This is a genomic window from Niallia sp. FSL M8-0099 (assembly GCF_038006945.1).
GTDB lineage: Bacteria > Bacillota > Bacilli > Bacillales > Cytobacillaceae > Niallia > Niallia circulans.
Window position 1 is genome coordinate 1,526,241 of record NZ_JBBOWF010000002.1, and the last position, 25,679, is coordinate 1,551,919.

The 25,679-nt window shown below is 36.3% G+C and carries 26 protein-coding genes and 1 riboswitch; of the genes, 4 read left to right on the top strand and 22 right to left on the bottom strand.

From position 1 onward, the window contains the following. Positions 1 to 32: 32 nt before the first annotated feature. From NSQ92_RS22000 to yeiL, 4 genes are all read right to left on the bottom strand, one after another. Entirely contained in the window at positions 33 to 785 is a 753-nt protein-coding gene (locus NSQ92_RS22000; protein ID WP_144580542.1) for an amino acid ABC transporter ATP-binding protein, read from the bottom strand. Between the two features lie 18 nt (positions 786 to 803). Then, positions 804 to 1,550, bottom strand: coding sequence for an amino acid ABC transporter permease (locus tag NSQ92_RS22005; RefSeq protein WP_047940974.1), 747 nt, complete (start codon positions 1,548 to 1,550; stop codon positions 804 to 806). 64 nt (positions 1,551 to 1,614) lie between these two features. Then, positions 1,615 to 2,451, bottom strand: coding sequence for a transporter substrate-binding domain-containing protein (locus NSQ92_RS22010; RefSeq protein WP_144544981.1), 837 nt, complete (start codon positions 2,449 to 2,451; stop codon positions 1,615 to 1,617). Positions 2,452 to 2,559: 108 nt separating this feature from the next. Continuing rightward, a riboswitch (Lysine riboswitch) is annotated at positions 2,560 to 2,741 on the bottom strand. Positions 2,742 to 2,868: 127 nt separating this feature from the next. Then, positions 2,869 to 3,540, bottom strand: coding sequence for a transcriptional regulator YeiL (yeiL, locus tag NSQ92_RS22015; protein ID WP_095258317.1), 672 nt, complete (start codon positions 3,538 to 3,540; stop codon positions 2,869 to 2,871). Positions 3,541 to 3,623: 83 nt separating this feature from the next. On the opposite strand from yeiL, the gene NSQ92_RS22020 reads away from it, so the two are divergent. Continuing rightward, positions 3,624 to 4,796 carry an MFS transporter gene (locus NSQ92_RS22020; protein ID WP_336044785.1) on the top strand — a complete coding sequence of 391 codons (1,173 nt, stop codon included), beginning with the start codon at positions 3,624 to 3,626 and terminating at the stop codon, positions 4,794 to 4,796. Positions 4,797 to 4,873: 77 nt separating this feature from the next. Here the strand turns inward: NSQ92_RS22020 and NSQ92_RS22025 are convergent, their stop codons facing one another. The 10 genes from NSQ92_RS22025 to NSQ92_RS22070 all read right to left on the bottom strand — a co-directional run bounded on the left by NSQ92_RS22025 (position 4,874) and on the right by NSQ92_RS22070 (position 15,303). After that, positions 4,874 to 4,981 (bottom strand): methionine/alanine import family NSS transporter small subunit, encoded by a 108-nt coding sequence (locus tag NSQ92_RS22025; RefSeq protein WP_123258587.1) that lies wholly within the window; start codon positions 4,979 to 4,981, stop codon positions 4,874 to 4,876. A gap of 1 nt (position 4,982) precedes the next feature. Continuing rightward, entirely contained in the window at positions 4,983 to 6,488 is a 1,506-nt protein-coding gene (locus NSQ92_RS22030) for a sodium-dependent transporter (protein WP_163187303.1), read from the bottom strand. 423 nt (positions 6,489 to 6,911) lie between these two features. After that, positions 6,912 to 8,360, bottom strand: coding sequence for a DEAD/DEAH box helicase (locus NSQ92_RS22035; RefSeq protein WP_336044786.1), 1,449 nt, complete (start codon positions 8,358 to 8,360; stop codon positions 6,912 to 6,914). Positions 8,361 to 8,561: 201 nt separating this feature from the next. After that, positions 8,562 to 9,722 (bottom strand): D-alanyl-lipoteichoic acid biosynthesis protein DltD, encoded by a 1,161-nt coding sequence (gene dltD / locus NSQ92_RS22040; RefSeq protein ID WP_061797140.1) that lies wholly within the window; start codon positions 9,720 to 9,722, stop codon positions 8,562 to 8,564. After that, positions 9,722 to 9,958: a D-alanine--poly(phosphoribitol) ligase subunit DltC gene (gene dltC, locus NSQ92_RS22045; RefSeq protein ID WP_047940981.1), complete on the bottom strand. Its 237-nt coding sequence runs from the start codon at positions 9,956 to 9,958 to the stop codon at positions 9,722 to 9,724. Before dltC ends, dltD begins: the two co-directional genes overlap by 1 nt. 15 nt (positions 9,959 to 9,973) lie before the next feature. Continuing rightward, positions 9,974 to 11,131 carry a D-alanyl-lipoteichoic acid biosynthesis protein DltB gene (dltB, locus tag NSQ92_RS22050; protein WP_047940982.1) on the bottom strand — a complete coding sequence of 386 codons (1,158 nt, stop codon included), beginning with the start codon at positions 11,129 to 11,131 and terminating at the stop codon, positions 9,974 to 9,976. Continuing rightward, positions 11,128 to 12,630, bottom strand: coding sequence for a D-alanine--poly(phosphoribitol) ligase subunit DltA (dltA, locus tag NSQ92_RS22055; protein WP_341153234.1), 1,503 nt, complete (start codon positions 12,628 to 12,630; stop codon positions 11,128 to 11,130). The genes dltB and dltA overlap by 4 nt, the downstream gene beginning before the upstream one ends. Before the next feature lie 17 nt (positions 12,631 to 12,647). Continuing rightward, positions 12,648 to 12,794 (bottom strand): teichoic acid D-Ala incorporation-associated protein DltX, encoded by a 147-nt coding sequence (locus NSQ92_RS22060; protein ID WP_082138248.1) that lies wholly within the window; start codon positions 12,792 to 12,794, stop codon positions 12,648 to 12,650. A gap of 17 nt (positions 12,795 to 12,811) precedes the next feature. After that, positions 12,812 to 13,483 carry a response regulator transcription factor gene (locus tag NSQ92_RS22065; protein WP_047940984.1) on the bottom strand — a complete coding sequence of 224 codons (672 nt, stop codon included), beginning with the start codon at positions 13,481 to 13,483 and terminating at the stop codon, positions 12,812 to 12,814. A gap of 77 nt (positions 13,484 to 13,560) precedes the next feature. After that, complete coding sequence (locus NSQ92_RS22070) at positions 13,561 to 15,303, bottom strand: sensor histidine kinase (RefSeq protein ID WP_251687794.1); 1,743 nt, start codon at positions 15,301 to 15,303, stop codon at positions 13,561 to 13,563. 532 nt (positions 15,304 to 15,835) lie between these two features. Between NSQ92_RS22070 and NSQ92_RS22075 the strand changes: the two genes are divergently transcribed. Beyond that, a complete protein-coding gene (locus NSQ92_RS22075) occupies positions 15,836 to 16,096 on the top strand; it encodes a hypothetical protein (protein WP_047941052.1) in 261 nt (86 codons plus the stop codon). Between the two features lie 254 nt (positions 16,097 to 16,350). On the opposite strand, the gene NSQ92_RS22080 is transcribed toward NSQ92_RS22075, so the two are convergent. Then, positions 16,351 to 17,262, bottom strand: a complete 912-nt coding sequence (locus NSQ92_RS22080) for a DMT family transporter (protein WP_047940986.1) — start codon at positions 17,260 to 17,262, stop codon at positions 16,351 to 16,353. 154 nt (positions 17,263 to 17,416) lie between these two features. Here NSQ92_RS22080 and NSQ92_RS22085 point away from each other — a divergent pair, with 154 nt between their 5' ends. Beyond that, positions 17,417 to 18,781: an aminotransferase-like domain-containing protein gene (locus tag NSQ92_RS22085; protein ID WP_047940987.1), complete on the top strand. Its 1,365-nt coding sequence runs from the start codon at positions 17,417 to 17,419 to the stop codon at positions 18,779 to 18,781. Positions 18,782 to 18,842: 61 nt separating this feature from the next. On the opposite strand, the gene NSQ92_RS22090 is transcribed toward NSQ92_RS22085, so the two are convergent. The 7 genes from NSQ92_RS22090 to NSQ92_RS22120 all read right to left on the bottom strand — a co-directional run bounded on the left by NSQ92_RS22090 (position 18,843) and on the right by NSQ92_RS22120 (position 24,072). Then, positions 18,843 to 19,325 (bottom strand): methylated-DNA--[protein]-cysteine S-methyltransferase, encoded by a 483-nt coding sequence (locus NSQ92_RS22090; protein WP_047940988.1) that lies wholly within the window; start codon positions 19,323 to 19,325, stop codon positions 18,843 to 18,845. Beyond that, positions 19,309 to 20,226, bottom strand: a complete 918-nt coding sequence (locus NSQ92_RS22095) for a DNA-3-methyladenine glycosylase family protein (protein ID WP_047940989.1) — start codon at positions 20,224 to 20,226, stop codon at positions 19,309 to 19,311. Before NSQ92_RS22095 ends, NSQ92_RS22090 begins: the two co-directional genes overlap by 17 nt. Further along, on the bottom strand, positions 20,213 to 20,785 hold the full coding sequence (locus tag NSQ92_RS22100) for a bifunctional transcriptional activator/DNA repair enzyme AdaA (protein WP_047941053.1): 573 nt from the start codon (positions 20,783 to 20,785) through the stop codon (positions 20,213 to 20,215). Before NSQ92_RS22100 ends, NSQ92_RS22095 begins: the two co-directional genes overlap by 14 nt. Positions 20,786 to 20,801: 16 nt before the next feature. Next, complete coding sequence (locus NSQ92_RS22105) at positions 20,802 to 21,584, bottom strand: isocitrate lyase/PEP mutase family protein (RefSeq protein ID WP_047940990.1); 783 nt, start codon at positions 21,582 to 21,584, stop codon at positions 20,802 to 20,804. A 253-nt stretch (positions 21,585 to 21,837) separates the two neighbouring features. Then, positions 21,838 to 22,566: an amino acid ABC transporter ATP-binding protein gene (locus NSQ92_RS22110; RefSeq protein WP_061797312.1), complete on the bottom strand. Its 729-nt coding sequence runs from the start codon at positions 22,564 to 22,566 to the stop codon at positions 21,838 to 21,840. Between the two features lie 26 nt (positions 22,567 to 22,592). Next, entirely contained in the window at positions 22,593 to 23,258 is a 666-nt protein-coding gene (locus tag NSQ92_RS22115) for an amino acid ABC transporter permease (RefSeq protein WP_047940992.1), read from the bottom strand. Positions 23,259 to 23,289: 31 nt separating this feature from the next. Next, a complete protein-coding gene (locus NSQ92_RS22120; protein ID WP_047940993.1) occupies positions 23,290 to 24,072 on the bottom strand; it encodes a transporter substrate-binding domain-containing protein in 783 nt (260 codons plus the stop codon). 597 nt (positions 24,073 to 24,669) lie between these two features. Between NSQ92_RS22120 and NSQ92_RS22125 the strand changes: the two genes are divergently transcribed. Beyond that, complete coding sequence (locus tag NSQ92_RS22125; protein ID WP_095258326.1) at positions 24,670 to 25,395, top strand: hypothetical protein; 726 nt, start codon at positions 24,670 to 24,672, stop codon at positions 25,393 to 25,395. The last annotated feature ends 284 nt before the right edge of the window (positions 25,396 to 25,679 follow it).

The following is a 25,679-nucleotide window of genomic DNA, read 5'->3' on the forward strand; positions in this document are numbered from 1 at the left end:
GAACCACTATAACAAGTCTTTCCATGAAAGTACTATAGGCTGACTTGTGGCTGTACAATGGTGCGCTTTAAGAATTCTTTCGTACGTTCTTGTACAGGATGGTGGAAGATTTGTTCCGGACTTCCTTCTTCCGCAATAACGCCCTTGTCCATGAAGATAACTCTGTCTGATACTTCTTTTGCAAATTCCATTTCATGTGTTACCACTATCATCGTTAAGCCAGAATGTGCAAGCTCCTTCATGACCTTCAGTACTTCTCCTACCATTTCTGGATCAAGAGCTGATGTAGGTTCGTCAAATAGCATCACATCAGGATTCATGGATAAGGCTCTTGCGATTGCCACACGCTGCTTTTGACCGCCTGATAATTGTTTTGGCTTCGCATTAATATACTTGTCCATTCCCACAACATTTAAGTAATGCATTGCTACTTTTTCGGCCTCTTCTTTAGAGCGTTTTAAAACTTTTATTTGGCCTACTATACAATTGTTCAGTACATTATGATTGTTAAATAAGTTAAATTGCTGAAATACCATCCCTAAATTTTTTCGGTAGAGCGCAACATCATGTTTTTCATCTAATATATTTTCGCCATGGTAGAATATCTCCCCGCCACTTGGCTTTTCTAATAGATTTATACACCGAAGAAGCGTTGATTTACCAGAACCAGAGGAACCAATGATCGAAACCACTTCACCTTTATTAACGGAAAAATCAATATCTCTTAATACCTCATGTTTCCCATAGGATTTATTCAAATGCTTGATATCAATAATTTTGTCCAACCTTATTCACCTTCTTCCTTATTTTAATTTACCCCTTAATGGTTGTGCATCTGTTCCGATAACAGTGTAGCTATCGGACCCTTCTAACTTTCTCTCCATATATAACAATATTCTCGTAACAATAAAGGTCATTACAAAATAAATTAGACACGCTACGAAGAATGATTCAAAATACTTAAAATTATTTCCAGAAATTGATTTTGTCACAAAATATAATTCAGTAACAGAAATAACGTTTAATACAGAGGTATCCTTAATATTAATAACAAATTGGTTACCAGTTGCAGGTAAAATATTACGGATGACCTGTGGCAATACAATGTTCCACATTGTCTGCACATGATTCATTCCAATCGCATGCGCTGCTTCAAACTGCCCTTTATCAACAGAAATAATCCCCCCTCGAACGATTTCTGCCATATAGGCACCTGTATTAATGGAGACTACAATGATTGCTGCAGCAAAAACATTCATGTCTATACCAAATGCTAGCGCAGAACCATAATAAATAACCATTGCTTGAACAATCATTGGTGTTCCACGGAAGAATTCAATATAGATAGACAGGATGATATTAATTACTTTTAAAATAAACTTTTTTATGCCGCGTTCCGGTGTTGGAATAGTGCGGATAACCCCCGCAATCAATCCAATAGCAGCTCCAATAATGGTCCCTATCAAGGCAATGATAAGTGTTAACCCAGCACCACGAAGAAACATCGGCCAGTTTTCTGAAATTATTTTAATGATCCACTCAAGACTCATTTTTTCTCCTCACTTACTGTATAAAACCGCCTGTATTAAGATATACAGCCGGTTTTGTTCTTTTTTATTCTGCTGCTGGTTGATTTTTGATTGCATTATCCATCAAGCTTGTACGTTCTTTCTCTGGGATATCTGCTAAGATTTTATTAATCTTCTCTGTTAAATCACTATCCTTTTGCAGCCCTACAGCAATGGATGTGTCTTCTTCTGATGTTTTAAATCCTTCCTTAAATTCAACCATTGCAAATTTATCATTTGCAGTTGACGCACTAACTGCTTCAGGACGTTCTGATACGTAGCCATCAATAACACCAGACTCTAAAGCAACCCTCATGGCTGGGAAGTTATCCATAGCTGTCTTTTTTTCTACCCCTTCAATTTGGTCAATGACAGAATAGTGAAAGGTATTTAGCTGTGCTGTAACTTTAGCACCTTTAAAATCCTGAATAGAAGAAGCCTTTTCATACTTGCTGCCTTTTTTTACTACCATTACTAAATTTGATTTATAATAGCTATCTGAAAAGTCAACAGTTTCTTTACGGTCTGCAGTTGGTGACATCCCTGCAATAATAGCATCTATTTTCCCTGAAACTAACGCTGGTACTAGCCCGTCCCATTCTGTTTTTACAATGACTAATTCTTTTCCGAGACCTTCAGCCACTTTTTTAGCAATTTCTACATCATATCCACTAGCATATTCTGAAGATCCTTTGATTTTAACAGCCCCATTGGAATCATCGTTTTGTGTCCAGTTAAAAGGAGCATATCCTGCTTCCAGTCCTACTCTAAATGTATTGTCATCTGATGATCCAGAAGCTTGCTTATCACTTGCTCCACAGCCTGCCAATAAAAGCATGGCTGAGACCATTAAAACCATCATCATTAATAATTTGTTTCTCATGTTGTCTCTCCTCCTATTTTTCTTTCAATCTACTAAAACAAAAAAAACGACCTGAGATCAACTCAGGTCGTAGTATATGTAATAGCCCTAAAGTCCTCTCTTTATCCCAAATGAGATAGCACAACTCAATAAACTAGGCGTTTATTGAGACAGTCCTGCAGCTCTTAACTACAGACCCAGCATGTAATACGGAGAAATATTACAAACTTCGGCGACATTTCCTTCTCCTTAGCATCATAGCTTCTCAAACTCCACTAAAGACTGTTAAATATCGCGCCTCTACCTCACTGTAAAAAAGTGAGGTCTTATTCAATTAATTTTAATAGTACCGTATTTGGTCGAGTTTAGTCAACCCGTTTTTCAATTCTAGTTTTTCCCATATTCACTTTGTCTCTTTAAGAAAATTTTTCCTGTAGATTATTTATTCTTTAAAGCTTCTGCAAGTTTCTTTAAAGACTGATAATCCTTTATTTGATAATTTCTTCCGTTCTTTTGCAAATATTGTTTTTCACAAAATTTTGTAAGCATGTATAACAAATGGCGATAGGATACCCCTAAATAATCACAAACAATCACATGTTTCTCCTTATAAATTCCATTGTCTGCCGTTTGCAAGATAAAGTCTGCAAGTCTATTTTCAAGGGGAAAAGCAAGGGTTTGCGAATACTTAGCTGCCATTACTGTTGCCTTTTCACTTAAAAACCTTGTAAGCTCACGCAAAAACTTAGCATCCTCCAACAATTTTGTTCGATAATAATAAAACGGAAGAGCAAAACAAATAACTTTAGTTGATGCTTGTATGCCCTTTGTATAATACACATCATGCAGTAATTCCATTTCGCCAATATAATCATTTGCATTAATGAAATTTATTAAAGATACCTTTCCATTTTGATGTGTTACATATATTTTCGCTTTTCCTTCCATTACAAAAAATAAATAATCCGGTCTCATTCCTTCTTTTATAATCCATTCATCCCGCTGGTATTCATGAATTTCTATATACTCTTCTACTTGGAAAGAAAATAGATCAGCAATTGAATTCCTTGTTAAAAATTGCTGCTTTTTATCTCCTTTGTAAATTTGCATCTTCTGCCTCCATAAATAAGAGATATCTCCTATTATTTATCTTTACTTCTATGATACCATGCAAATGAATGAGGAGGATAAGAATGAATACACAACGATGGATGAGTACACGTTTTTTTAGTTTTTTTATGACTTGGGGAATATTCCTGCCTTATTGGTCTGGCTGGTTAATTTATACAAAGGGAATCTCCGTCTCACAAGCCAGCTTCATTATGAGTCTTGGCTTAATCGCTAGAGGGCTGTCAACATTATTTGCCTTTCCTTATTTGTCGGAGAAATTTAGTAGTAAAACGTTATTAAATATAATGGGCGCCGGCACACTTGTCTCTATTAGTGGTTATATGCTAACAAACTCTTATTCCGGTCTATTAATCGTAACGGTTATTTTACATCTATTTTATCCAACTCTAATGCCAGCTTTAGATAGTGCCGCGAGTGTCCTTGTGCAGAATAAACAATTAAAACACTATGGGAGAAGCCGCCAATGGGGATCTATTGGGTTTGTTTCAGTAGGAGTCATATTAACTATTTTTACAGGTAAGTTCGGGGATGAGATCATTTTTTGGGCTCTCTTACTAGGGATTATTAGCTTTGTAGGTCTTAGTTTTATGAATGCACCTGCAATTTTAGCGAAAAAACCACAAGTTAAGCCAGCAGAAAAAATAAGTTTGCTGCAACTATTTCGCATCAAACATTTTATTTTAGTACTTATTATTGTCATTTTGCTTCAAGCAGCCCATGCTGCTTACTATAATTATGGCTATATTTTTCTTCAGGATATACATGCACCTATTTATCTCATTGGAGTAATCATTAACATAGCCGTCATTGCAGAAATCATCTTTTTTTCCATAGCAGATAAACACTTTAGTAGATTCTCTGTCGGTACGTTATTGGCAATAGCAGCAGCTGGTTCTTCTCTGCGATGGATAATCATTTTTGCGTTTCCTAATGTCATTGTTTTCTGCCTAACGCAAACTTTACACGCCTTTTCATTTGCGATGGGACATTACGCCTTTATGAAATATTTGATCAACAATATTCCACAGGCACAAATCCCAAAAGCACAAGGCATATACTCAGCTCTCGCTCTGAGCTGGAGCACTGCCGTATTCACCATGCTTGGAGGCTTTTTATACGAAATAGAACCAAGATATGCCTTTCTTGGTATGCTAGCTTGCAGTCTGCCAGCAATGATCGTTGCACTGATTTATCAAAGGCTAGAGCAGCGAAAACAAGTTCGGATTTCTAATTGATATACCCTTCAAAACAGCTTCACTGTTCCTTCACTTAAAAAGGATTGGCCGCTATGATGGACCAATCCTTTTAGTCATTATTTTGCCTTTTTAGATACTCTTACAACGTTAAAGATGCTGGCTGCTAAACCACCCCAGAGGATGATCATTCCCACTATCATCATAGTGATTGCACTAGCTGACATATTAAGCAACCTCCTTATTTTTGTCTAGAGCTATTTTCGCATTCCATTTTTTCCTGGATAGAAGAACTCCAATAATGATGCTTAGCGCAACCACAAGCACACCGGCAGACAGAATCAATTCTGTTGGATATCCTCCATAATTTTCTCTTAAGTTTTGGCGAATATTATCAAACATCATATAGCCTAGAACAATAGGTGTTATAACACTTAAACAAAATTTCCACCATGCACCAATACGCAAGTCAGAAATAGCATTCGTATGTGACTGTAATCCGTTTAATCCTCTAAAGAACCATGCAATTAAGATTACTTCTACAAATCCTGCCGTAACAATTCCAAAATTATTAATAAAGTAGTCCACTACATCCAGTAAATATAAACCGCCATTTGTTGCGAAAAGCAGGGAGATAACTGTTGCAGCAATTCCGCTTGTTAATACTGCTTTTGTTCTTGATACATTAAATTTCTCTTGCACACCTGCTATAAAGGTTTCGACGATTGAAATCATGGATGTCAAACCGGCAAAAACAAGAGAAAGGAAAAATAATACCCCAAATAATCCGTTCATACTAGGAAATTCATTGATGATGCTTGGGAAAACCACAAATGCTAGTCCAATTCCACTGCTGACTACATCTTGGACCTCCACACCTTGTTGGTTAGCCATAAATCCAAGAGCAGCAAAAACACCGATCCCCGCTAATAATTCGAATCCAGAATTTGCAAATGCTGTAATAAACGCATTATTATTGATATCTGATTTTTTTGGTAGATAGCTAGAATAAGTAATCATGATGGCAAAACCAATCGATAAAGAAAAGAAAATTTGCCCATATGCAGCAATCCAAACTTTTCCGTCCAAAATCATATCCCAGTTTGGCTTAAAGAAAGCATTCAAGCCTTGGGCAGCTCCATCTAATGTTAAGGCACGAATAACGATTACCAAAAACATCACAATAAGAACAGGAAGGAATATCCTATTTAATTTTTCAATGCCTTTAGAAACTCCACGATACAATACAAATAACGCTACAACCCATACAAAAAGTACTGGAATGACAATACCAGGAACTAACCCGCCAATCGTTCCAGCTGTATCTGCTCTCTTTAAAACATCATTGAAAAAGAAACTTTCCGGATTTGAACCCCATTGGGTCCCAAATGAATAAATAGTGAACTTAATAGCCCATGCGACAATGACAGAATAATAAGTACAGATAACAAAGGCAATTAACAACTGCCACCAGCCAAGCCACTCTGCTTTTTTATTTAAACGGAATAGAGAAAGTGGTGCGGAACCACGAAATTTTTGTCCGATAGTGAATTCTAATATTAATATTGGGATACCTGCTGTTAAGATCGCAAATAAATAAGGTAAGAAAAATGCTCCTCCCCCATTCTCATAAGCAACTGCTGGAAACCTCCAAATATTTCCTAAACCAACTGCTGAGCCTACAGCCGCCATGATAAAGCCATAGCGCGACCCCCATTGCTGACGTTGTTCCATAAGATGACCTCCAATTAAACTATTTTTTGAAAAGATTCAGATAGTTTAGTTTTTTGCATTCTATTAATATAGGGGTTATTAAGATGAATGTCAAACTACTTTTTGAAGTTTTTGTCGAAATTTAGGTGGTGATTTTTCCCAGGCTTTTATAGTGTGATATTTTCCCTCTTTTTAAAAGAAAAAGTAGTATAAATACTTTAGTAATCTGTGTAAATTTGATTAGGACAATTGTTCGCGTTTTTTATTCATTTTAAGAAAGAAGTTAGTAGTAATCATCCGCAGACTGAATACACTTTGGTTTCATGGGACGAGCTTTGTAGGGGGGCTCGAACTATCTCACAGCTCCCCTAAGAGTCTATGCGTATTCAGTCTGCTCCATTTTTTTTAAATTAATCTTGACTGCGAACTGTTCTAAAGCCTTTGTCAGTCCTTCTTTGCTTCATATACCTTTAAGGATTTACCCTTAATTGGTGTATTCTTCATCTTTTCGAGCACGACACGTCCTTTATCATTCAAAATCTCTACATACGAAAAAGTATCCATAATCGTAATAATCCCAATATCCTCTGCTGATACCCCTTCAATTTTTGCAATTGTTCCAACAAAGTCCACTGCTCGAATCTTCTTTTTTTTACCGCCATTAAAGTATAATTTCATAATATGTTTATTTAATTTCTCATTTTTTGCCTTTTTAATCGCCGGCTCAACCTTCTTTTTTGCCTCAAAGTCAGATCGCTTATCGGCAACTTCCTCCTCTGCAGGAACAGCCCTTGTAGGAATTTTAAAGCCGATATATTCTTCTATCTCCTGTAAAAACTTCTCTTCAAATGGTGTCATGAAGGTAATGGCTCTTCCTTGTTTACCTGCTCGTCCAGTTCTTCCAGTACGATGAACATAGCTTTCCTTTTCTAAAGGAATATCATAGTTGATCACATGGGATATATTATCAATATCAATTCCTCTAGCTGCTACATCTGTCGCAGCTAAGTAGCGGAATTCTCCCCTTTTAAAATCATTCATAACATCCAGTCTATCTTCCTGTACCATCCCGCCATGAATTTGATCACAGTTATATCCTAAGTCCGTTAATTGATCACTCAGCATGTCCACCCTATCTTTTGTCCGACAAAAGATAATACAACTATCAGGATTCTCTACAATCGTTATAGCTTGAAGAAGAGAGAATTTTTCTTTTTCCTCTACTTTTATAAGCGTATGGTCAATTTTATCGGTAGTCAGTCCATTTGCCTTGATTTCAATGTCAATAGGTGTCTTCATATAGCGCTGGGATAGCTCTTTAACTTCCTCCGGCAACGTTGCTGAAAACAGCATAGTTACTCTTTTTTTTGGTAAAGCCCTGATTATTGCCTCTACCTGTTCAATAAATCCCATGTTTAGCATCTCGTCCGCTTCATCGATCACAAGATAGTTCAATTTTTCTAAGGTCAATGTTCCTCTCTCGATATGATCTAATACGCGACCTGGAGTACCAACTACTACATGTGTTTTTTGCTTTAATTCTGTTTTTTGGATGGCAAACGGCTGTTTTCCATATACAGCTGTTGCTTTAATCCTCTTCAGTCTTCCTATATCAATAAAGTCATCTTTGACTTGAACAGCAAGTTCTCTTGTTGGTGTTAATATTAACGCTTGTGGTTTATTCTCTTCCCATTCCACTAATTCACAAATAGGAATTCCATAGGAAGCTGTCTTACCACTTCCAGTTTGGGATTTTACAACAAGATCAATCTTTTCTAACACAAGGGGGATAACTTTATTTTGAACCTCTGTTGGATTTTTATATTCTAAACTATCTAGAGCTTTTACTATTTGATTACTTAAATTAAATGCATGAAAACCTTTTCCACTCATAACAAAGCCTCTTTTATTTTGGATTATTCTTTTATTATTTCCGTAAGCTCCTATTATACGCTATTTTTCACTTGATTCTCCTTGAATATTTAAAATGACGGCCTTAAATGAACTATATTGTCATTCATTCATCTTAATTTCAAAATACACTTTGTCGAAATAGAAGAAGACGATCCACTTCATACGTGAATCGTCCTAATGCTATTCAAGGAATCTTTGCATATCCTCACTTACATAAACCCAGCCCTTCCAGCCAATATGAATCGTATCCCTCATAAAATAGGGATCGTGCTCATGGCCGGAGTAATCAGCATAGTTAAAGCCGTTATCGCTTATCTGTTTCTTTATACGATTGTAATAACCTTGCCGCCCTTTTTTAGGAAAGCCTGTGTAATCATAATAAGCACCATTAACTGGAATGATAACAAAAAGCGGTTCAGCTTCTGCCTTTTTTAGAATATCAAGCATCAGCTGAAAATCATCGTACTCCAGCGATTCAGCATAGGAATGGCCTTTGTTCTTTCCTTTCATACTCTTCATATAATCATTCTTATGCTTATATACTTTATCATCAATGTAAAATTTAGAATGCTGTGTCCGTTTTTTGCCATAGGCATCAGCTTGTGCACGTAATTCTTCCCAAGTCTTATCCTTCACTTCAGCTGACTGATGTCGATTGGTTGGTTTATCTTTCAAAAGTGTAAAATATAAATCCTTTTTCTTAAGGATGGATATATACCCCTTTGCAGGAACGGATAACATTTTAAACATTGTCTTCTTGTCATTTAGATAGGCATCATAAAGTTGATAGAGTACCGTATCATTCTTGACCGCATTATATGACATCAGCCGCTCCATCAATTTTCGTTTCACCTGCTCATCCACATCCTTATTAAACGGAAGCTGGTACGCTTGCAGGGCAGAATAATTTGGTGCAAAATGCTGTTCGTCTGTCCCATGCTTTACAAACCATTGCGGCGATACTATGATGACCATTTGCTTGTTCTTCAATTGAGCAGCATGTGTTGCAAAGTTTAAATCATGAATAATAGATGTCATTCCGCCTTTTCCTATTAAATAAGGTGTGAATGGGGCGGAATTCATTTCGAAATAATTTGATGGATGAAATGGATCCCAGCGTGACAACTCCGAAGAGCCATAAATCGGAACATAGGTCGAACTTTTGAGCATCTCATTTTGTAAGTATGTTCCTTGGAACATACTTGGCTCTAAACTGATTGCAGATTCCTCTAACCGATCAGCAGGAACTAGCTTAGCCAGCCATGATGTGGGTATAAATACAACCCCGGCAAACAGGACCAATGCAAGAATGATTGGTCCAAATAAATATTTCTTCTTCATTATTTCAGCTCATTCAGACGTTCAACGATAGCATTTGGTGTATTCCATGTATCTCGGTCGAACTCTGTAATTGGTACATTGATATCAAGTTGTTCCTCAAATTTAACAAGTAATTCTACAGTCCCAAATGAATCGATCAATCCTGAATCGAATAAATCCAAATCATGCTCTTCTTTCACCACATCATCTTGACAAACTTCTGCAATAACTTGTAGTACTTTTTCTTTAAAATTCATAGATAGATCCCCTTTTTATTGAAATGGTTTGCCGGAAAACAGATAAAAACCGAAACAAACGACATGGAAAGTAATAATGATAGAAACCACTGTCATCGCTTTTCCTGTTGGCCAGCGTTTATGTTTTTTATTCCAAGTCTCGAAGAAATTAAAACCGCTCATCATCAGGGCATGATATGCTCCATAAATGATGTATTGAATCTCTAATCCATGCCATACACCCATCAAAAGGAACAGGAGAATATACCCTAAATTTGAAACGAGCATATTGTTCTTTATCCATTTTTTCTTCTTTATTAAGAAAACAAAGCGCATAAACACATAATCACGGAACCAAAATGACAAAGACATATGCCATCGATTCCAGAAATCCTTTATATTACGGCTCATAAATGGCTTATTAAAGTTCTCCGGTGACCGGATACCCATTATATAACTGACTCCGACTGCAAATGCCGTATAGCCGGCAAAGTCAAAGAATAGGTATAGGCTATAGCTGTACATGTATAGCAGGTGATAAGAAAGCTTACCATCAGCAATATAAGTTAAATTCATGATGAAATACGCATTAATGCAATAGCCGATTATAAATTTATACAAAAAACCAAGGAAGATTTTGTTAATCCCTTTATAAAGCAGATCTCTGTATTCCTCTGGTGTCCAACGCTTATTCTCATCCTTCTCAAATCGACGGAAACGGTCAATCGGCCCCGATGAAATGGTCGGATAAAATAACATAAAATTAACAAGCTGATAAATCGAAAGCTGATTTTTAATCAATCCATCTCTTGTTTCAATAATAATTTGGACAGCTCGGAATGTCAGATAAGAGATACCTAGAAAACTCGCCCAATTATCCACTGCCAAAATAGGCAAGACTTTAGATAAAATTAAAGGCAGAATGGATAGAAAGCTTATTACATAAAATACGAGACTACTATTCTTTTCCTGGCGATAATGAATATAGCCTTTTACCAATATCACTTGAAGGATAGTGAAAACTACTAACGAGAAAAAGCCTGCATTCCCACCAGAAAAGATAATGGCCAATACAACAATAGAAACAAATACATTGTAAAAACGCAGGTTCTTGCCCTTTATACCGAGGATTATCGTCGGCAGCAGCAAGATACCTAGAATTATGAAGAAAAGGAAAGAGCTATACGGGGTCATGCGAGTACCTCTTCCTTCATCTTCTTACGGTCTGCTTTTCCATTTATCGTCATTGGAATAGAAGAATGATACGTAAATTTACGAGGAATCATATATGCTGGCAAGCGCAAAGCAAGATCCTTACGGATAGCAGCTGTCAGTTTGAATTCCTTATCAAAATCATGATCCTCTGGAACAACTGCCGCAATCAAGTATTCAATTTCTTCATTTGGTGCATAAGGAATAATAATGGCATTCTTAATATATTCAGACTGATTCAGGTGGAACTCAATTTCTTCCAGTTCCATCCGATAGCCATGCAGCTTGATTTGATAATCCATTCTTCCTTGGCAGTACACCACACCGTCTTGAATGAAGCCTGCATCTCCAGTACGATATACATTCATTCCGTTTATCATGCCAAATGCCTTTTCTGTCAGTTGCGGCTCACCGAGATATCCTTTTGATACACTTGGCCCCGCAAGAATAAGTTCACCTTTTTCTCCTTCTGGGAGCGGATTATCCAATTCATCTAAAACGAAAACCCTCATATCCGATTTTGGATAGCCTACTGGCAGAGCCTTCTCTTTCGTAAGCAATTCTTCCGTGATTTCAATAGACGTCACCGCTACTGTTGCTTCTGTAGGTCCATAGGTATTAAAAATTCTCGCTCTTGGGAAACGCTCCTTCAGCTCCTTGGCTACAGCAAGTGGCAATACTTCCCCACAGAAAAGGAATAGTTCAAGCTCTGGAAGCATCTTTTGATCAAAATCAGGATTAGGAAAACACATTTGCACAAAGGATGGTGTCGAGGTCCATATTTGTATAGACGAATGACTTAAGTTCTCAAACAAAAGCTTCGGTTTATTGCTTACTTCTTTCTCCAGCGTATGAATGGTACCCCCACTCTGTAAGGCTGGATAAAAGTCCATTACAGACAAATCGAATGAAAAGGGTGCCTGGTTCAAGAATACCTTTCCTTCCCCTAACGGAAAGTCCCCTGTCATCCAATCGGTAAAGGATTGTAGATTCGCTGCAGTTATTTGAACTCCCTTAGGATTTCCAGTACTGCCGGACGTATAAATGATATAAAAAACCTCATCACTTTGGACCCAGTACTCTTCTCCAATATGCTCTATTTGTTCCAAATGCATTTCTAGCATTTGTAAAACTATAACACCATCAAAATCCAGCTTGCTAGTTGTCGTATTAATTACCACTCCAGCACCGGACTTTTCGACAATAAGACGTACCCGTTCGATTGGAATCGACGTATCTACCGGTATATAAGGATGGCCGGCCTGAACACAAGCGAGAAACGATACCGGCATATCTATTCCCATATGTCCATACACTACAATTGGCGTCTGCCTCTCAAGCTTAATAGCATGTAATAAGCTTGCCAGCCTTCTTGATTTATCCCAGAGCATTCCATAAGTCAGCATCTGGCCTTCTGTACGATATGCTATCTGTTCTGATTTTCTTACCGCATGCTGCGCAATACGAGTTAAAAGTTTCATTTTATTATCTTCTCCATTTAGAAATCATTATAAATATAGTTGCCTGTATTGGCCGTATGGAAGCCATACATCAAGAATAAGGTAATGAGGATGGCAAAATAAAAACAAGTCTGTAAAGCAAACCGGACGCCAGTATGCCTATACAACTGTTTAAGCTTATTCATCTTCTCTCTCCTTTCTTTTATTCAAACTTATAGCCTGTTCCAATAACAGTCCGGATATGATGGGATTCAAAGCTTAATTTAGCCCTAAGCTTTTTAATATGTGTATCCACAACTCGACTATCACCATCGAAGTCGAATCCCCATACATGATTCAAAATTGTTTCCCGTGAAAGGACATTATTTTTATGCTGAAGCAAGAAAACTAATAATTCATATTCTTTTGGCGTCAATTCGACTTGTTGGCCTGCAAGCTGAAGCTGATGAGACTTTGTATTAACAATTGCCTCACCGAAGCTTATCATATGACCGGTCGGCAGATAATGCTCTTTTGCCCGTTTCATTAAAGAATTAGCGCGTGCTACTAACACTTTTGGACTGAACGGCTTGGTAACATAATCATCAGCTCCAAGTTCAAAGCCATGGATTTTATCATCATCACTGGATTTCGCTGTCAGCAGAATAATGGGTACGCCAGAGTTCATGCGAACCTGCTTGGTGACAGCAAACCCATCCATTTGCGGCATCATAATATCAAGAATAACTAAATCAGGATATATAGCATCAAACCAATCTATTGCACTGCTGCCATTATCCGTTTCATATACTTCCCAGCCGTCCTTTTTAAAATAATCAGCTACGACTTCTCGAATTCTCACTTCATCCTCGACAAGCAATACTTTCTTCCCCATCGTGAATCTTCCTTCCAATTTAAAGATATTAACAAGGTTATATGTCTTTCATGTGTCCTAATAAGAAATTATTACCATTAACAAAAGTAAATATAGAAACGCACACCGCCTGGTATGTTTTCTGCTCCATAATGAAAGCCATGCAGGCTAAGTATTTGCTGAACAATGGCCAATCCTAATCCTGTCCCACCCGTCATTCGGCTGCGAGAAGATTCAGCCCGATAGAAACGTTTCCAGATTTTATCCAGCTGTTCTTCTGGTATCTGTGCACCTGTATTTTCGATTTGGAACACACTGTTGCCATTTTCCTGATCTAATTCGATACGAATCCTAATGACAGAGTCAGGTTCGCTGTGGCGGATTGCATTAATAAGAAGATTTTTCATTACCCGTTCCATCCACTCATAATCTGCCAAAATATGCTGTTCATTCTTCGGCATAATTTCAATTACCACATTTTTCTCTTTGGCTATGCAAAATAGTTTATTTGCCAAATCCTCAATCATTTCACTAAGCAAGAAAGATGTTTTCCGTAGTTTGATTGCACCATTCTCCAACTTAGCCAAATCCAGCATATTCTTAATCAGCACTTCCATCTTTTCTGATTCCTCAATAATTACTTCTATATAGTGATCTTGTTTATCAGGACTGATTCCATCTTGCAGTCCCTCTGCAAAGCTTTTAACAATACTAAGAGGGGTCTTCAGTTCATGGGAAGCATGTTCGAAAAATTCACGTTGCTCCTTCTCCATTTGCAGTCGTTTTTCCATATCTTCCTTCAGCTTTCCGTTGGCTTCTTTCAAACCATTTAATGCAATATCCAAGTTTTGCGCCATAACTAGCATGTTGTTCGCCAAACTCCCCAGCTCATCCTTCTGCTTAATCGGCTTCAGCGATGTGAAGTCTAGATGCACCATTTTTTTTGCCATTTCATTTAGCTTAATTAATGGTCTACTAACAAGACGAGAGAAGAATAACGACAATAAAAGAATGAGAATAAAGCCAGCAATCCCGATATATACATAAAATATTCGGAGCGATTCATTGGTATCTCTGATTTCCTGAAGAGATGTGACAGAGAACATAATTTGCATTTCTCCGTCTTTCTTAATTGGCTCCATTAATACTAAATAATGTTTTCCACTCCATGACTCCACCCAGTCTAGCTGCAGGCTTTCTCCTTCAGAAAGCTGCTTTATCTGCTTCTCTTGAAGAGGAAACCATTCCAATAGTGCATCATAGAGAATTCCTAACCCTCTACTTGCCACTTTCCCCTTAGGCAGCGAAATACTTTTTACCTTCCCTTTGATGGTCACTTCATTCTCAGCCTGACTTTCTCCGACACTAGAGCTATCCTTCGTAATAATAGATGGATAAATGACTGAAGGAACTAGAGCATCTACTTCCCCTTGCACAATCACTTTATCTCCCTTTGCAATATTTAATGCTTGTACTTGTTTTCCGTAATCTGTGATGAGTAACGAAAGCGATACTTCCACAATTTCGCCATCCTCTGTATCCAACATGATATTAAAAGGATCTTGTACCAACTGATAACCTTCTGTGTCCACAATCGTCAACGGACTTTTTGTCTTCTTTATGTAGGACAAGGTCTGTTTTGTCAGTTCTGCTTCACTCCAAGAATTTTGCTCATATCCCTCTGCTAACTGATGGATGTGCCTTGCTGCTTCTTTCGTTTTATGATGTTGATAAAAACGGTCAAAGAATACTAACTGAAATATCATAATCATGGCGTAAAACACCAAAAAGAATATAGACGTTACAGCGAATAACTTGACAGTAATACTGCGTTTTCTCATGTTATACTCCTTTGTTTCATACGGCAGTTTATTCCTAACTTAAACTTAAGCTATGGATATGTTTTTTGTGTGTCCACATGTAATCCTCCATATAGTAACCACTTTTTTCAAGTTAGGGAACCCCCTTTAATTTGGATCTATTATTTGAAAAGAAGAAATCCTAGTTTAAATGAATATGGATTACAGCAATGGCGATATGCTATTTTTTAAGGAAACATATATTTATGTTGAACATTAACTATAAAATGAAAAGGAGAGACCAATTGTAGTAGTTAAAATGCCTTCTGCAATAGTAAACGGTAAAGCTATAAAAAGATTGAAGGAGCATCATATAATTCTCATGGAAGCTTAAAGAATTATCAAACTAAGGGTCAAAGTTATTCACTTAACAAAGATGACATTGTTAGTCTTAATTGGCCAATAATTGGTACTAATCCGACATGAACAGGTTAGCGATTTCTTACTTACAAAATGCCCCAAAGACATAAACCGAAACATAAGAAATAAAGAAATGAGGTTGTAAATGATGGAGATTGAATGGAAAAAAGAAACTATTATTTTTGAAACTTTAAGAGAATCAGAGGTATGGGCTGATTCTATAGCAAACGAAATACACGGTAGAACAATAAATGGATATATAACTCCAGATTATAAAATAGCATACGCTCTTTCATTTTTTCTAGCTACTAATCCTGATTTTGTTGTTCATACAGAAAAAAGTTTCAGTATTCGTCAAGGATTAAAGGTGGAGGATTCATTTATTTATAAAGTCTGGGTAACTATAAATAGTTAATAGATCTATAAATGATCCACTTGAGACTACAAGAAAGGACTTAATGTTATTAATGGTAGAAACAGCGAGAACTTAAGTTTTATACCCAAACAATAATTCGGAAAGACCAAAAGTAATCCATAGATTGTTTGGGTTTTTATTAAAAAGGAGGTTGTAAGTATAACCCTCCTCCAGGTCATTAAATTATCAGATTAACAACTTCATCAGAAAAAGAAAAAATGTATTTTTCCTTTTTCTGATCTTTCTATCTTTATTTATCTTAAATCAATATTTTTTATTCTATCTGAGGGTGATGTCTTTTTTGATATCGGAGCATTTTTCCCAACGATTACCGAAACGACTACAATTATTGCTGTTACGATCGTTACAAGCGTTATCGACTCATCTAAAAAGATTGTTGCAAAGATAATCATAATAAAAGGTTGTATATATTGAAGCTGGCTAACCCTTGCAACACCTCCTAATGCCATGCCGCCATACCAAACAATGTATGCTAAAAACTGGCTTACAATAGCTAAATAGAATAAGCTAACCCAAGCTTGAAATGGGGCAGTTAACATTTCAACAGAAAAATCCATTACAACTGGAATGACGAAAAATGGCGCTCCAATAACGATGGCCCATGCTATTACTTGCCAACTTCCTATTTCTTTGGAAAGCTTGCCCCCTTCGGCATAACTAAAACCTAAAATAATGACTGCTGTCAAAAGTGCCAAATCTGCAAACTGAAGTTTGCCAAAACCTAAATTAACTGCATAAAAAATTACAGCACCGGCACCGATTAAACTGGCAATCCAAAATCTCACTGAAGGTTTTTCTCCAGCTCTTAACATCGCAATCCCTGCTGTAGCTAATGGCAATAAAGCCACTTCAACCGCTCCATGCGAAACTGGTAGTGCTTGCATTGCCCATGAAGTTAGTAATGGAAATCCTAAGACAGCGCCCATGGCGACAATTACGATACTTTTAAATTGCTGCCGATTAGGAACTCTCTCCTTTCCAACAACAAGCACGATACCAGCTATAATTGCTGCAAGAACCGTTCTTCCTAATCCAACCACGGTAGTACCAAAATATTCAACAGAAATACTGGTAGCTGGTAAGGTTAAACTAAAACAAATTACTCCCACCAAGCCTAATAATAACCCCAATTTTTCCTTTTCCATTCGTTTTCCTCCTACTATTTTTTTCTGTCTTAAGAAACCTAAATATACAGTGACAGTTTTGCTATAATTTAGATAATACCTGATACAGAAACCAAATATACATATCTATTTTCTAAATCTGTCATGGTACAGTTTGAGGAGGTTGGCCATTATTTTGAGCACAAAATACAAAAAAATTGTAGAGGAAATTAAGAATCAACTTACAAATGGGACACTTGTCGCTGGTAGTAAATTACCTTCTGTTCGCCAGTTGTCTGAAATGTTTTCCTGTAGTAAAAATACGGTGATTAAAGCTTACAGTGAGCTAGAAAAAGAACACTTAGTTTATGCAATACCTCAAAGCGGCTATTATATCGTAAATGAATTTGCCCTCTCTGCCGAGGATTCTACCATTGTTGATTTTTTATCAGCTGGACCAGACAACCATTTAATTCCTTATCTAGAATTTCAGCATTGCTTAAATCAAGCTATCGAAATATACAAAAAGGATGTATTCACCTATTCAGATCATCAAGGCTTTTACTCCTTACGTACAGAAATAGTTAAAAATCTTCAAGATTCACAAGTATTCACCGATCCTGATCGTGTTGTAATTGTTTCAGGCTCACAACAAGCTATTCATCTGCTTACAGCACTCCCTTTTCCAAACGGCAAAAAAAATATTCTTATTGAGCAGCCAACCTATTTTGGCATGATTGAATCACTGCAAATACATCAAGTTTCCACCTTTGGGATAGAACTCTCCATGAACGGTATCGATTTAGACCGTCTTGAATATATTTTTAAAAATAATAACATTAAGTTTTTCTATATCATTCCAAGATTTCATAACCCCCTTGGACATTCTTATACGAATAATGAGAAGAAAAAAATAGTGGAGCTGGCAAATAAGTATGACGTTTATATTGTGGAAGACGACTTTTTGGGTGAATTAGACCGCAACAAAAAATCTGATCCATTATTCTCTTATGACACTTCTGGAAGAGTCATTTATATTAAAAGTTTCTCAAAGGTATTTCTTCCAGGGCTGCGTATTGCTGGAGTGGTATTGCCAAAAATAATGATAAATAACTTCTTACGCTATAAATTTAGTTCGGACTTTAATAGTTCCGTCCTTTCACAAGGTGCGTTAGAAATCTATTTAAAAAGCGGGATGTATAAAAGTCATATAAAAAAAATAAAAGAAGTTTATTTTCATAGAATGCAATTACTAAAAAGTGCTTGTGAAGAATTACTTCCTGAGGGGACACATTACACGCAACCGGATAGCGGTTTTTATCTCTCTATTTATTTACCTGAAAATGTATCAGCCAAAAGACTAGCTCTTTTATTATCTGAAAAACTGATATTAATTGATGATGCGGATAGAATGTTCTTGACCCACTACAAGAAGGATAATCTCATCCGTTTATGTATATCACAAGTACAAGATCATCAAATAAAATGGGGAGTAAAAATGATAGCTGAAACCATTACCCTATTGAGTAATAAAAGGAACTATTATTACTCTCTTCTATAATAAAAATAAAAAATCCATACCAATCTTTAATGATTGGTGTGGATTATCATTAACATTTCAATTACTTGTGATACGTTTTCTCATGTTGAAGCAGCCATTCTTTCCTCCATAAACCTCCTGCATAGCCAGTTAATGTCCCATTTGATCCGATTACTCTGTGACAAGGAATGACAATGCTTAACTTGTTTTTTCCATTTGCACTTCCTACAGCTCTAATCGCTTTTTCATTCCCGATAGAAATGGCTATATCCTTATAGGACCCCGTTTCAGCATACGGTATTTTTATTAAAGCGTTCCATACCGCGCTTTGAAAATCTGTTCCTTCCAATTGGTATGGGATGGAAAATTCATGACGCTTGCCTTTAAAATATTCGTCGAGCTGGTTATAGCATTCTACTAAAACGAAAGGAGTTTCTGGTTGTAATGAATTCACGCTCTTATCATTTTCTTCAGAAAATAAAATAGAAATAATTGCTTCATGGGTACCAATTATTTCTATCTTTCCAATCGGCGATTCATAATCTAATTTATGTATTTTTGTCATATAATGACCTCCAAAGATAAAAAGTTGCATATGCCTGCCAGCCTTTCCAACCTTCTGCTAATTCTTCTGTTTTTTCTATAGTCGGTTTACTCTTAAGCTCTAGTACATTCTTTAATGCATTATGAAGGCCGACATCTGAAACTGGGAAGGAGGAGGTGTAGTGGAGGCATTTCATCATGACATACTCTGCCGTCCATGCTCCTATCCCTCTTATCAACAGAAGAGATTTTTTTACTTGATGATCATCTTGTTTCATAAGTAATAATTCTTTTGTTAATTTGCCACTTTGCATATCTTTAGCAATGCCAATGATGTATTCAGCCTTCCTTGTAGTAAATTGAAGTTCCCTTAAATCATCGACATGGATGGACGCAATTTTTTCAAATGAGGGGAATAACCAAAAGGTTTCCTCTTGGAATGTCAGGCTTTCTCCGTATTTTTCAACAAAACGTTTCTTTAAAGTATAAGCAAATGTTAAATTAATTTGCTGACCCATAATTGCCCACACGATCGCCTCAAATAAATCGGGAATGCACATAATTCTTAAACCATGATATTTATGGGTAAGTGTCCTTAACACCTTATCTTTATCTGCGACTTGGTAAAAGCTCTCCAAATCCTGATCCAAATCAAACCATTCCCAAATATACTCCGCCACTTTTTCGTGGATGTCATTGGATTCAGGATTCAATGGAAATTCGACCTTTATGGCATGATTGATTGATCCAACTTTACATAAAATCAACGATTCATTCACTTTTATCAATTTGTATAAAAATCCCTCTTCCATCCGATGAAGCACTTCCTGATTGGATCTGCCTAAAAAAACTAAACACTCTTCAAAATTAAATTCCTTTGGAGGATAAATCTCTATATAAGATTCATAATCAATCCAATTCATGTTGGTATCCCTTGCGATATTCACTAGGAGAACAGTTTTTTATGCTTCTAAATACTTTGTAAAAATTAGAGGAACTCTGGAAACCCACCTCATAACAAATTTCTAGGTTTGTCATAGCAGTGCTTTTGAGAAGGTGGGCCGCTTTATCAATGCGTATTTTTTCTAAATAAGCACGTGGAGTTTCAGCAGTTTCCTTTTTAAACAATCGTTCCAAATAAAAGGGACTCAAACCGACATGGGCTGCTATATCCTTTAATATCAAATTTTGTTTATAATGATTGACTAGGAAGGTAATGATATTTCTGACAAGTTCAATATGAGGAGAATGCTCAACTTCTGGCTGGCACCTTTTGCAAGGACGGTACCCAGCTTTTTCAACTTCATTCCTATCATGGTAAAATTCAACATTTTTCTTTTTAGGCTTCCGTGATCTGCAGGAAGGACGGCAATATATTTTTGTTGTTTTTACTGCGGTAAAAAATATCCCATCATACTTACGATCACAACTGATGATCTTCTCCCACATCTCTTCAAATGAAAGATTGAGATTAGTCGACATATAAACCACTATCCTTTCATCCTAGTGCTTCTTTTTCATACAAAGAGGACGTATCCTTAAGCTCTAATAATTTGCCTGCCTTTTTTTCTAAATAAGCAATTACACTATCAGATAGGGCATTTCCAAAACTAAATCGTCTTACTCCTAATTCTTTAAGCATATTACAATTCGTCAGCCCAGGTAAAGATAATAGATTTAGTGGAGCGCTAACATTCTTTGTAATTTCTTTAATTTCCTTTTCCTCTCTTAACCCAGGAACAAAAATCCCGCTGGCACCACTCTCCACATATGCATGAGCTCGTTCCATTGTTTCCAGCAAGGGATTTTTCCCCTTTAAGTAAGTATCCGTTCTGGCATTGATATAAAAGTCTTTATAACCACTTCTATCTAAGGCTGCCCTCATTTTTTCCATTAGTTTACAATGCTGCGTTATTTCTCTCAATTCATTTGATTTTTTCAATGAATCCTCTATATTGATACCAGCGACTCCAATCTCAGCTGTCCTTAATACATTATTAATAATCTGATCAGGATCCTCACTGTATCCAGCTTCAATATCAGCGGAAACAGGGATTTTTACATTCTCTGTAATCGTTTGGATTATAGCTAAGTGTCGATCAAAATCAATTAATTCTCCATCTGAATATCCTAATGAGTTAGCAATTCCCCAACTAGTTGTACCAATTGCTTTAAATCCAGCCTTTTCTAGTGTTAAAGCTGAAAGAAGATCCCAGGCGTTTCCAAGAAATAATAAATCATCTGAAAAGTGTAGTTCCTTGAATTCCTTCATCTTATTCATTTTTATTGTCCTCCAAATCTTTTATTGGACCTATTTTAACAAGTAATCTACCACCATTTCGTCCTCATTCTTGCTTTTATGGTCTGTCTTTGGAAAAGAAAAGTGAAGGAATATTATGCTCTTCTTAGCTCTATTAAAATGAATCATGAGTGGCTGTCTTCTTTAGATTTACAAGCGTATACTACGAAATTTATCCAATTTACAAATACAATAACAAAGAAGTCCTGCCTAAAGTATAGACAGGACTTCTTTGTTATTTAAGCATCGTAGCTTTTAAAAATTCTTGTGTTCTTTCTTCTTTTGGATTGTTAAAAAATTGCTCAGCTGTACCGTGTTCAATAATTTTTCCATCATGCATATACACAATACTATCTGCTACTTCTTTAGCAAATCCCATTTCGTGGGTTACAACCACCATGGTCATTCCTTCTTCTGCTAAGTCTTTCATCGTTGTTAATACCTCTCCCACTAGCTCGGGATCCAGTGCTGATGTCGGCTCATCAAAGAGCATAATATCTGGTTCCATTGCAAGTGCTCTGGCAATGGCTACCCGCTGCTTTTGCCCACCTGATAGTTTACTAGGATAAACATCTGCCTTATCCTCTAAATCTACTTTTTGCAGTAACTGTTTTGCTTTGGAGATAGCTTTATCTTTGTCTACACCCTTTACCATGATAGGTGCTTCAATAATATTTTCCAGTACGGTTTTATGTGGAAATAAGTTGAAATTTTGAAATACCATTCCTACCTTTTCCCTAATTTTGTTCAAGTTGTCCGTGCTTGGGTTAACCTCATTCCCCTCAATGATAATGCTGCCGTTATCCTTTTTTTCTAAAAAATTCAAACAGCGAAGGAGGGTACTTTTCCCTGAACCACTTGATCCTATTAAACAAACGACATCACTTTCATAAACAGTCAAATCAATATTTTTCAATACATGTAAGTCTCCAAATGATTTATTCAATTGGTTTATTCTGATCATTTCTTTCTTGTCCAATTTCTTCGCCCCTATCTGTCGCTTACTGCTAATTTTAATTCAATTCGGTTTACTACAAATGTCAACAGTGCTACTAGTACTAAATAGTAGACAGCTACAATGAGTAAATAGGTCATTTCGTCAAAATTATTGGATCCTAGTGTTGTTGCTACATTGAACAGCTCATTCATGGAGATGAATGCAGCTAGCGAAGAATCTTTTAAACTAATGATAAATTGATTACCTAAAGGTGGCAGCGCGCGTCTAAATGCCTGTGGAAGAATAATTCTCCTTAATGTCAGTGCCTTTGTCATTCCCAAAGAACGTCCTGCTTCTAACTGACCTTTGTCAACTGCCTGAATTGCTCCACGAAGAATCTCAGAAATATAAGCTCCATTATGGAATGCTAACGCAAGGGAAGCAGCCCAAAAATCAGGAAGAAGGAAAATTCCACTTATTCCGAAATAGAGAATAAATATTTGAACAATCAGCGGTGTCCCGCGAACCAAATAGACATATGCATCGGAAATAAGCTCCAGCACTTTGATTTTAGAAATTTTTAATAAGGCAAAGATCAGCCCAATGACGATTCCGAGTACGATCGAAACAGCTGTCAGCTCTAATGTCAAAAGCATAGCTTTTAGGAATACACCTTTTGTTTCCGCTAGTATGTTAAAAAAATGTGAAAAACTTGGCAAAGTATTACTTCCTTTCTATTCTGGTATAAATTTATTCTGGTTTAGTGGTAATGTCCTCTCCAAAATATTTCATACTAATTCGAGTAAGTGTCCCGTCCTCTCGGAGTTTTTCCAAGGCTTGGTTTACTCGCTTCAATAGTTTTGGATTATCTTGGGGAAGAACTATCGCTTGTTCACTGCGATCAATTAACTGCTGTGCTTTAATCTCAAACCCTTCCTGTGCAGCACTTTTCCCTGTTACAAAATCTGTGATTACTGCATCATGGCGACCGCTGCTTAACGCTTGTAAAGCCGTAATATCACTGTCATATGTTTTTATTTTGTCTGTATACTTGGAGGCAGTATCGGCATATGTAGAACCTTTTGCAACGGCTACTTCCTTTCCTTTTAAATCTTTGACCGTCTTAATTGAACTATCTGGTCTGGTGAAAATTTGCGGGCCCGAGTAGTAGTAAGGGGTACTGAAGGCAACATGTTTGCTCCGCTGCGGATTTATGGTGTGACTGGCAACGGCTGCATCTGCACGTCCTGTTTTCACCCCTTCTACAATCCCTTTGAATTTAATTCGCTTCTGAACTGGTTTAAGCCCCATTTCTTTTGCAAGTGCTTCGCCAACTTCAATATCGAACCCTGACATGGTGAGATCGTTATTTATATAACTAAATGGCTTAAACTCACCAGAAGCAGCAAAAACAAATTGATTTTTATTAATCAGTTCAGATCCATCTGCAAGCTTCTCCTTTTCGGCACAAGCAGATAAAAGGCAGAGCCCGATTAAACTGAAGAACAGCAGTATCTTTTTATTCAACAACATGTTGGCTATCCATCCTTTTTCTTTCATTTACTTTTTACCATTACTTCTAACTTGATATATTGCTTATGGAAATATATACCCTTTATCCTTCTGATAAAACAAAAAAGTCAGGTAGATTCAATAGTAGGTAGTTCTGTTTTTGTGGAGAAACACTATAATTTGCTAGCTTGCAATATAGCAAATAACACCCTAACCGCTTCTTAGCAATAGATATTGTCATCGTGCAATCGGGGTGTTATTTTGCTTGTTATTTGGTATGTCATTTTTATTTCATTCAGGAAATTTCAATAGTTTTAATTCTGATGCCTGCTACAAGAAATATATTTTTACACTTAAATAAATGTGTTCACATAAAAGACAAAATCCAGAAGAAAATCCATTTTGTTCAATTCCTATTCAAAAGGGATTTTTTGTGTTTGCTGTTAAATAGGAATTGATGTGATATTTCTGAGAAAGATGTCCATGCCTACTACCAATATTCCAATGTTTTACTATATTAAAATTAGCAGAATAACTGGCTCAAAATCTCTGAGTATGGTTTTGTTATGTAGATTTAGGTTATTTACTGTACTAACCTAAAAATTTGGTGGGATTAAAATGACGATTAGTCTAAGTCTTGTTTTTGTAATTGGATTTATTTTTATTCACTTCTTTTCTAAAACAATGAAGTTTATCAAAGATTCACCTAGAAGTAGATTTCTCTCAATCGCTGGTGGTATAGCAGTTTCTTATGTATTTATCCATCTAATGCCCGAGTTAAGCAAACATCAAAGAGTATTAGAGCAATTAGGAGATAAAGGAATTTTTCACCTATTTGAAAATCACGCCTATCTGATAGCTCTGCTGGGATTAACTATTTTCTATGGACTAGAAAAAATGGTTAAAAACTCAAAAAAAGAAAGTGGGACGAAAAAATCGAAAACCGGTGTATTTTGGATTCATATAACATCTTTTTTTGTATATAACGCGCTAATTGGTTATCTTTTGATTAGAGAAACATATAGAAGCAACTGGGGAATGTTATTCTACTTCTTAGCAATGGCGGTTCATTTTGTTACCAATGATCACAGTTTAAGAAAAGATCACAAAGAAATATATGACCATTTTGGTAGATGGTTACTAACATTAGCAATATTATTTGGATGGATGGTTGGCTTATTTACTGAATTAAAAGAAATTTATATTTCCATGCTCACAGCATTCTTGGCAGGGGGGATAATTTTAAATGTACTGAAGGAAGAGTTACCAGAAGAAAGAGAGAGCAGTTTCGTTGCTTTTTTCCTTGGTTTGGTGAGCTATTCTGTCTTGTTATTGCTTGTTTAGCTAGAAAGTTTTGAAGTATTTAAATAGCCAAAGCATAAGTAAGAAACAAGAAAGCTTGTAAATAATACTACTTAAACAAAAAGATCCGTCTGTTAAATAAAGGGATACATTTTTACTAATAGGAAAAAATAGGAATATCTATAAAACGACATTCCTAAATTATTACTGATAAACTTATTTCTATTAACGCTTAGAAATTGTAATGAGAAATAATATTACCTAAACCTAATATGCTTGTATATATTTCCATATGTGATTTGAGAATCCAAATAGAACCAGTAAAG

Bases quoted from the DNA above. Each gene is read 5' to 3' on its own strand.
- NSQ92_RS22005 (WP_047940974.1), bottom strand. From the start codon at position 1,550: ATGAGTCTTGAGTGGATCATTAAAATAATTTCAGAAAACTGGCCGATG.
- NSQ92_RS22010 (WP_144544981.1), bottom strand. From the start codon at position 2,451: ATGAGAAACAAATTATTAATGATGATGGTTTTAATGGTCTCAGCCATG.
- yeiL (WP_095258317.1), bottom strand. From the start codon at position 3,540: ATGCAAATTTACAAAGGAGATAAAAAGCAGCAATTTTTAACAAGGAAT.
- NSQ92_RS22020 (WP_336044785.1), top strand. From the start codon at position 3,624: ATGAATACACAACGATGGATGAGTACACGTTTTTTTAGTTTTTTTATG.
- NSQ92_RS22025 (WP_123258587.1), bottom strand. From the start codon at position 4,981: ATGTCAGCTAGTGCAATCACTATGATGATAGTGGGAATGATCATCCTC.
- NSQ92_RS22030 (WP_163187303.1), bottom strand. From the start codon at position 6,488: ATGGAACAACGTCAGCAATGGGGGTCGCGCTATGGCTTTATCATGGCG.
- NSQ92_RS22035 (WP_336044786.1), bottom strand. From the start codon at position 8,360: ATGAGTGGAAAAGGTTTTCATGCATTTAATTTAAGTAATCAAATAGTA.
- dltD (WP_061797140.1), bottom strand. From the start codon at position 9,722: ATGAAGAAGAAATATTTATTTGGACCAATCATTCTTGCATTGGTCCTG.
- dltC (WP_047940981.1), bottom strand. From the start codon at position 9,958: ATGAATTTTAAAGAAAAAGTACTACAAGTTATTGCAGAAGTTTGTCAA.
- dltB (WP_047940982.1), bottom strand. From the start codon at position 11,131: ATGACCCCGTATAGCTCTTTCCTTTTCTTCATAATTCTAGGTATCTTG.
- dltA (WP_341153234.1), bottom strand. From the start codon at position 12,630: ATGAAACTTTTAACTCGTATTGCGCAGCATGCGGTAAGAAAATCAGAA.
- NSQ92_RS22060 (WP_082138248.1), bottom strand. From the start codon at position 12,794: ATGAATAAGCTTAAACAGTTGTATAGGCATACTGGCGTCCGGTTTGCT.
- NSQ92_RS22065 (WP_047940984.1), bottom strand. From the start codon at position 13,483: ATGGGGAAGAAAGTATTGCTTGTCGAGGATGAAGTGAGAATTCGAGAA.
- NSQ92_RS22070 (WP_251687794.1), bottom strand. From the start codon at position 15,303: ATGAGAAAACGCAGTATTACTGTCAAGTTATTCGCTGTAACGTCTATA.
- NSQ92_RS22080 (WP_047940986.1), bottom strand. From the start codon at position 17,262: ATGGAAAAGGAAAAATTGGGGTTATTATTAGGCTTGGTGGGAGTAATT.
- NSQ92_RS22090 (WP_047940988.1), bottom strand. From the start codon at position 19,325: ATGACAAAAATACATAAATTAGATTATGAATCGCCGATTGGAAAGATA.
- NSQ92_RS22095 (WP_047940989.1), bottom strand. From the start codon at position 20,226: ATGAATTGGATTGATTATGAATCTTATATAGAGATTTATCCTCCAAAG.
- NSQ92_RS22100 (WP_047941053.1), bottom strand. From the start codon at position 20,785: ATGTCGACTAATCTCAATCTTTCATTTGAAGAGATGTGGGAGAAGATC.
- NSQ92_RS22105 (WP_047940990.1), bottom strand. From the start codon at position 21,584: ATGAATAAGATGAAGGAATTCAAGGAACTACACTTTTCAGATGATTTA.
- NSQ92_RS22110 (WP_061797312.1), bottom strand. From the start codon at position 22,566: ATGATCAGAATAAACCAATTGAATAAATCATTTGGAGACTTACATGTA.
- NSQ92_RS22120 (WP_047940993.1), bottom strand. From the start codon at position 24,072: ATGTTGTTGAATAAAAAGATACTGCTGTTCTTCAGTTTAATCGGGCTC.
- NSQ92_RS22125 (WP_095258326.1), top strand. From the start codon at position 24,670: ATGACGATTAGTCTAAGTCTTGTTTTTGTAATTGGATTTATTTTTATT.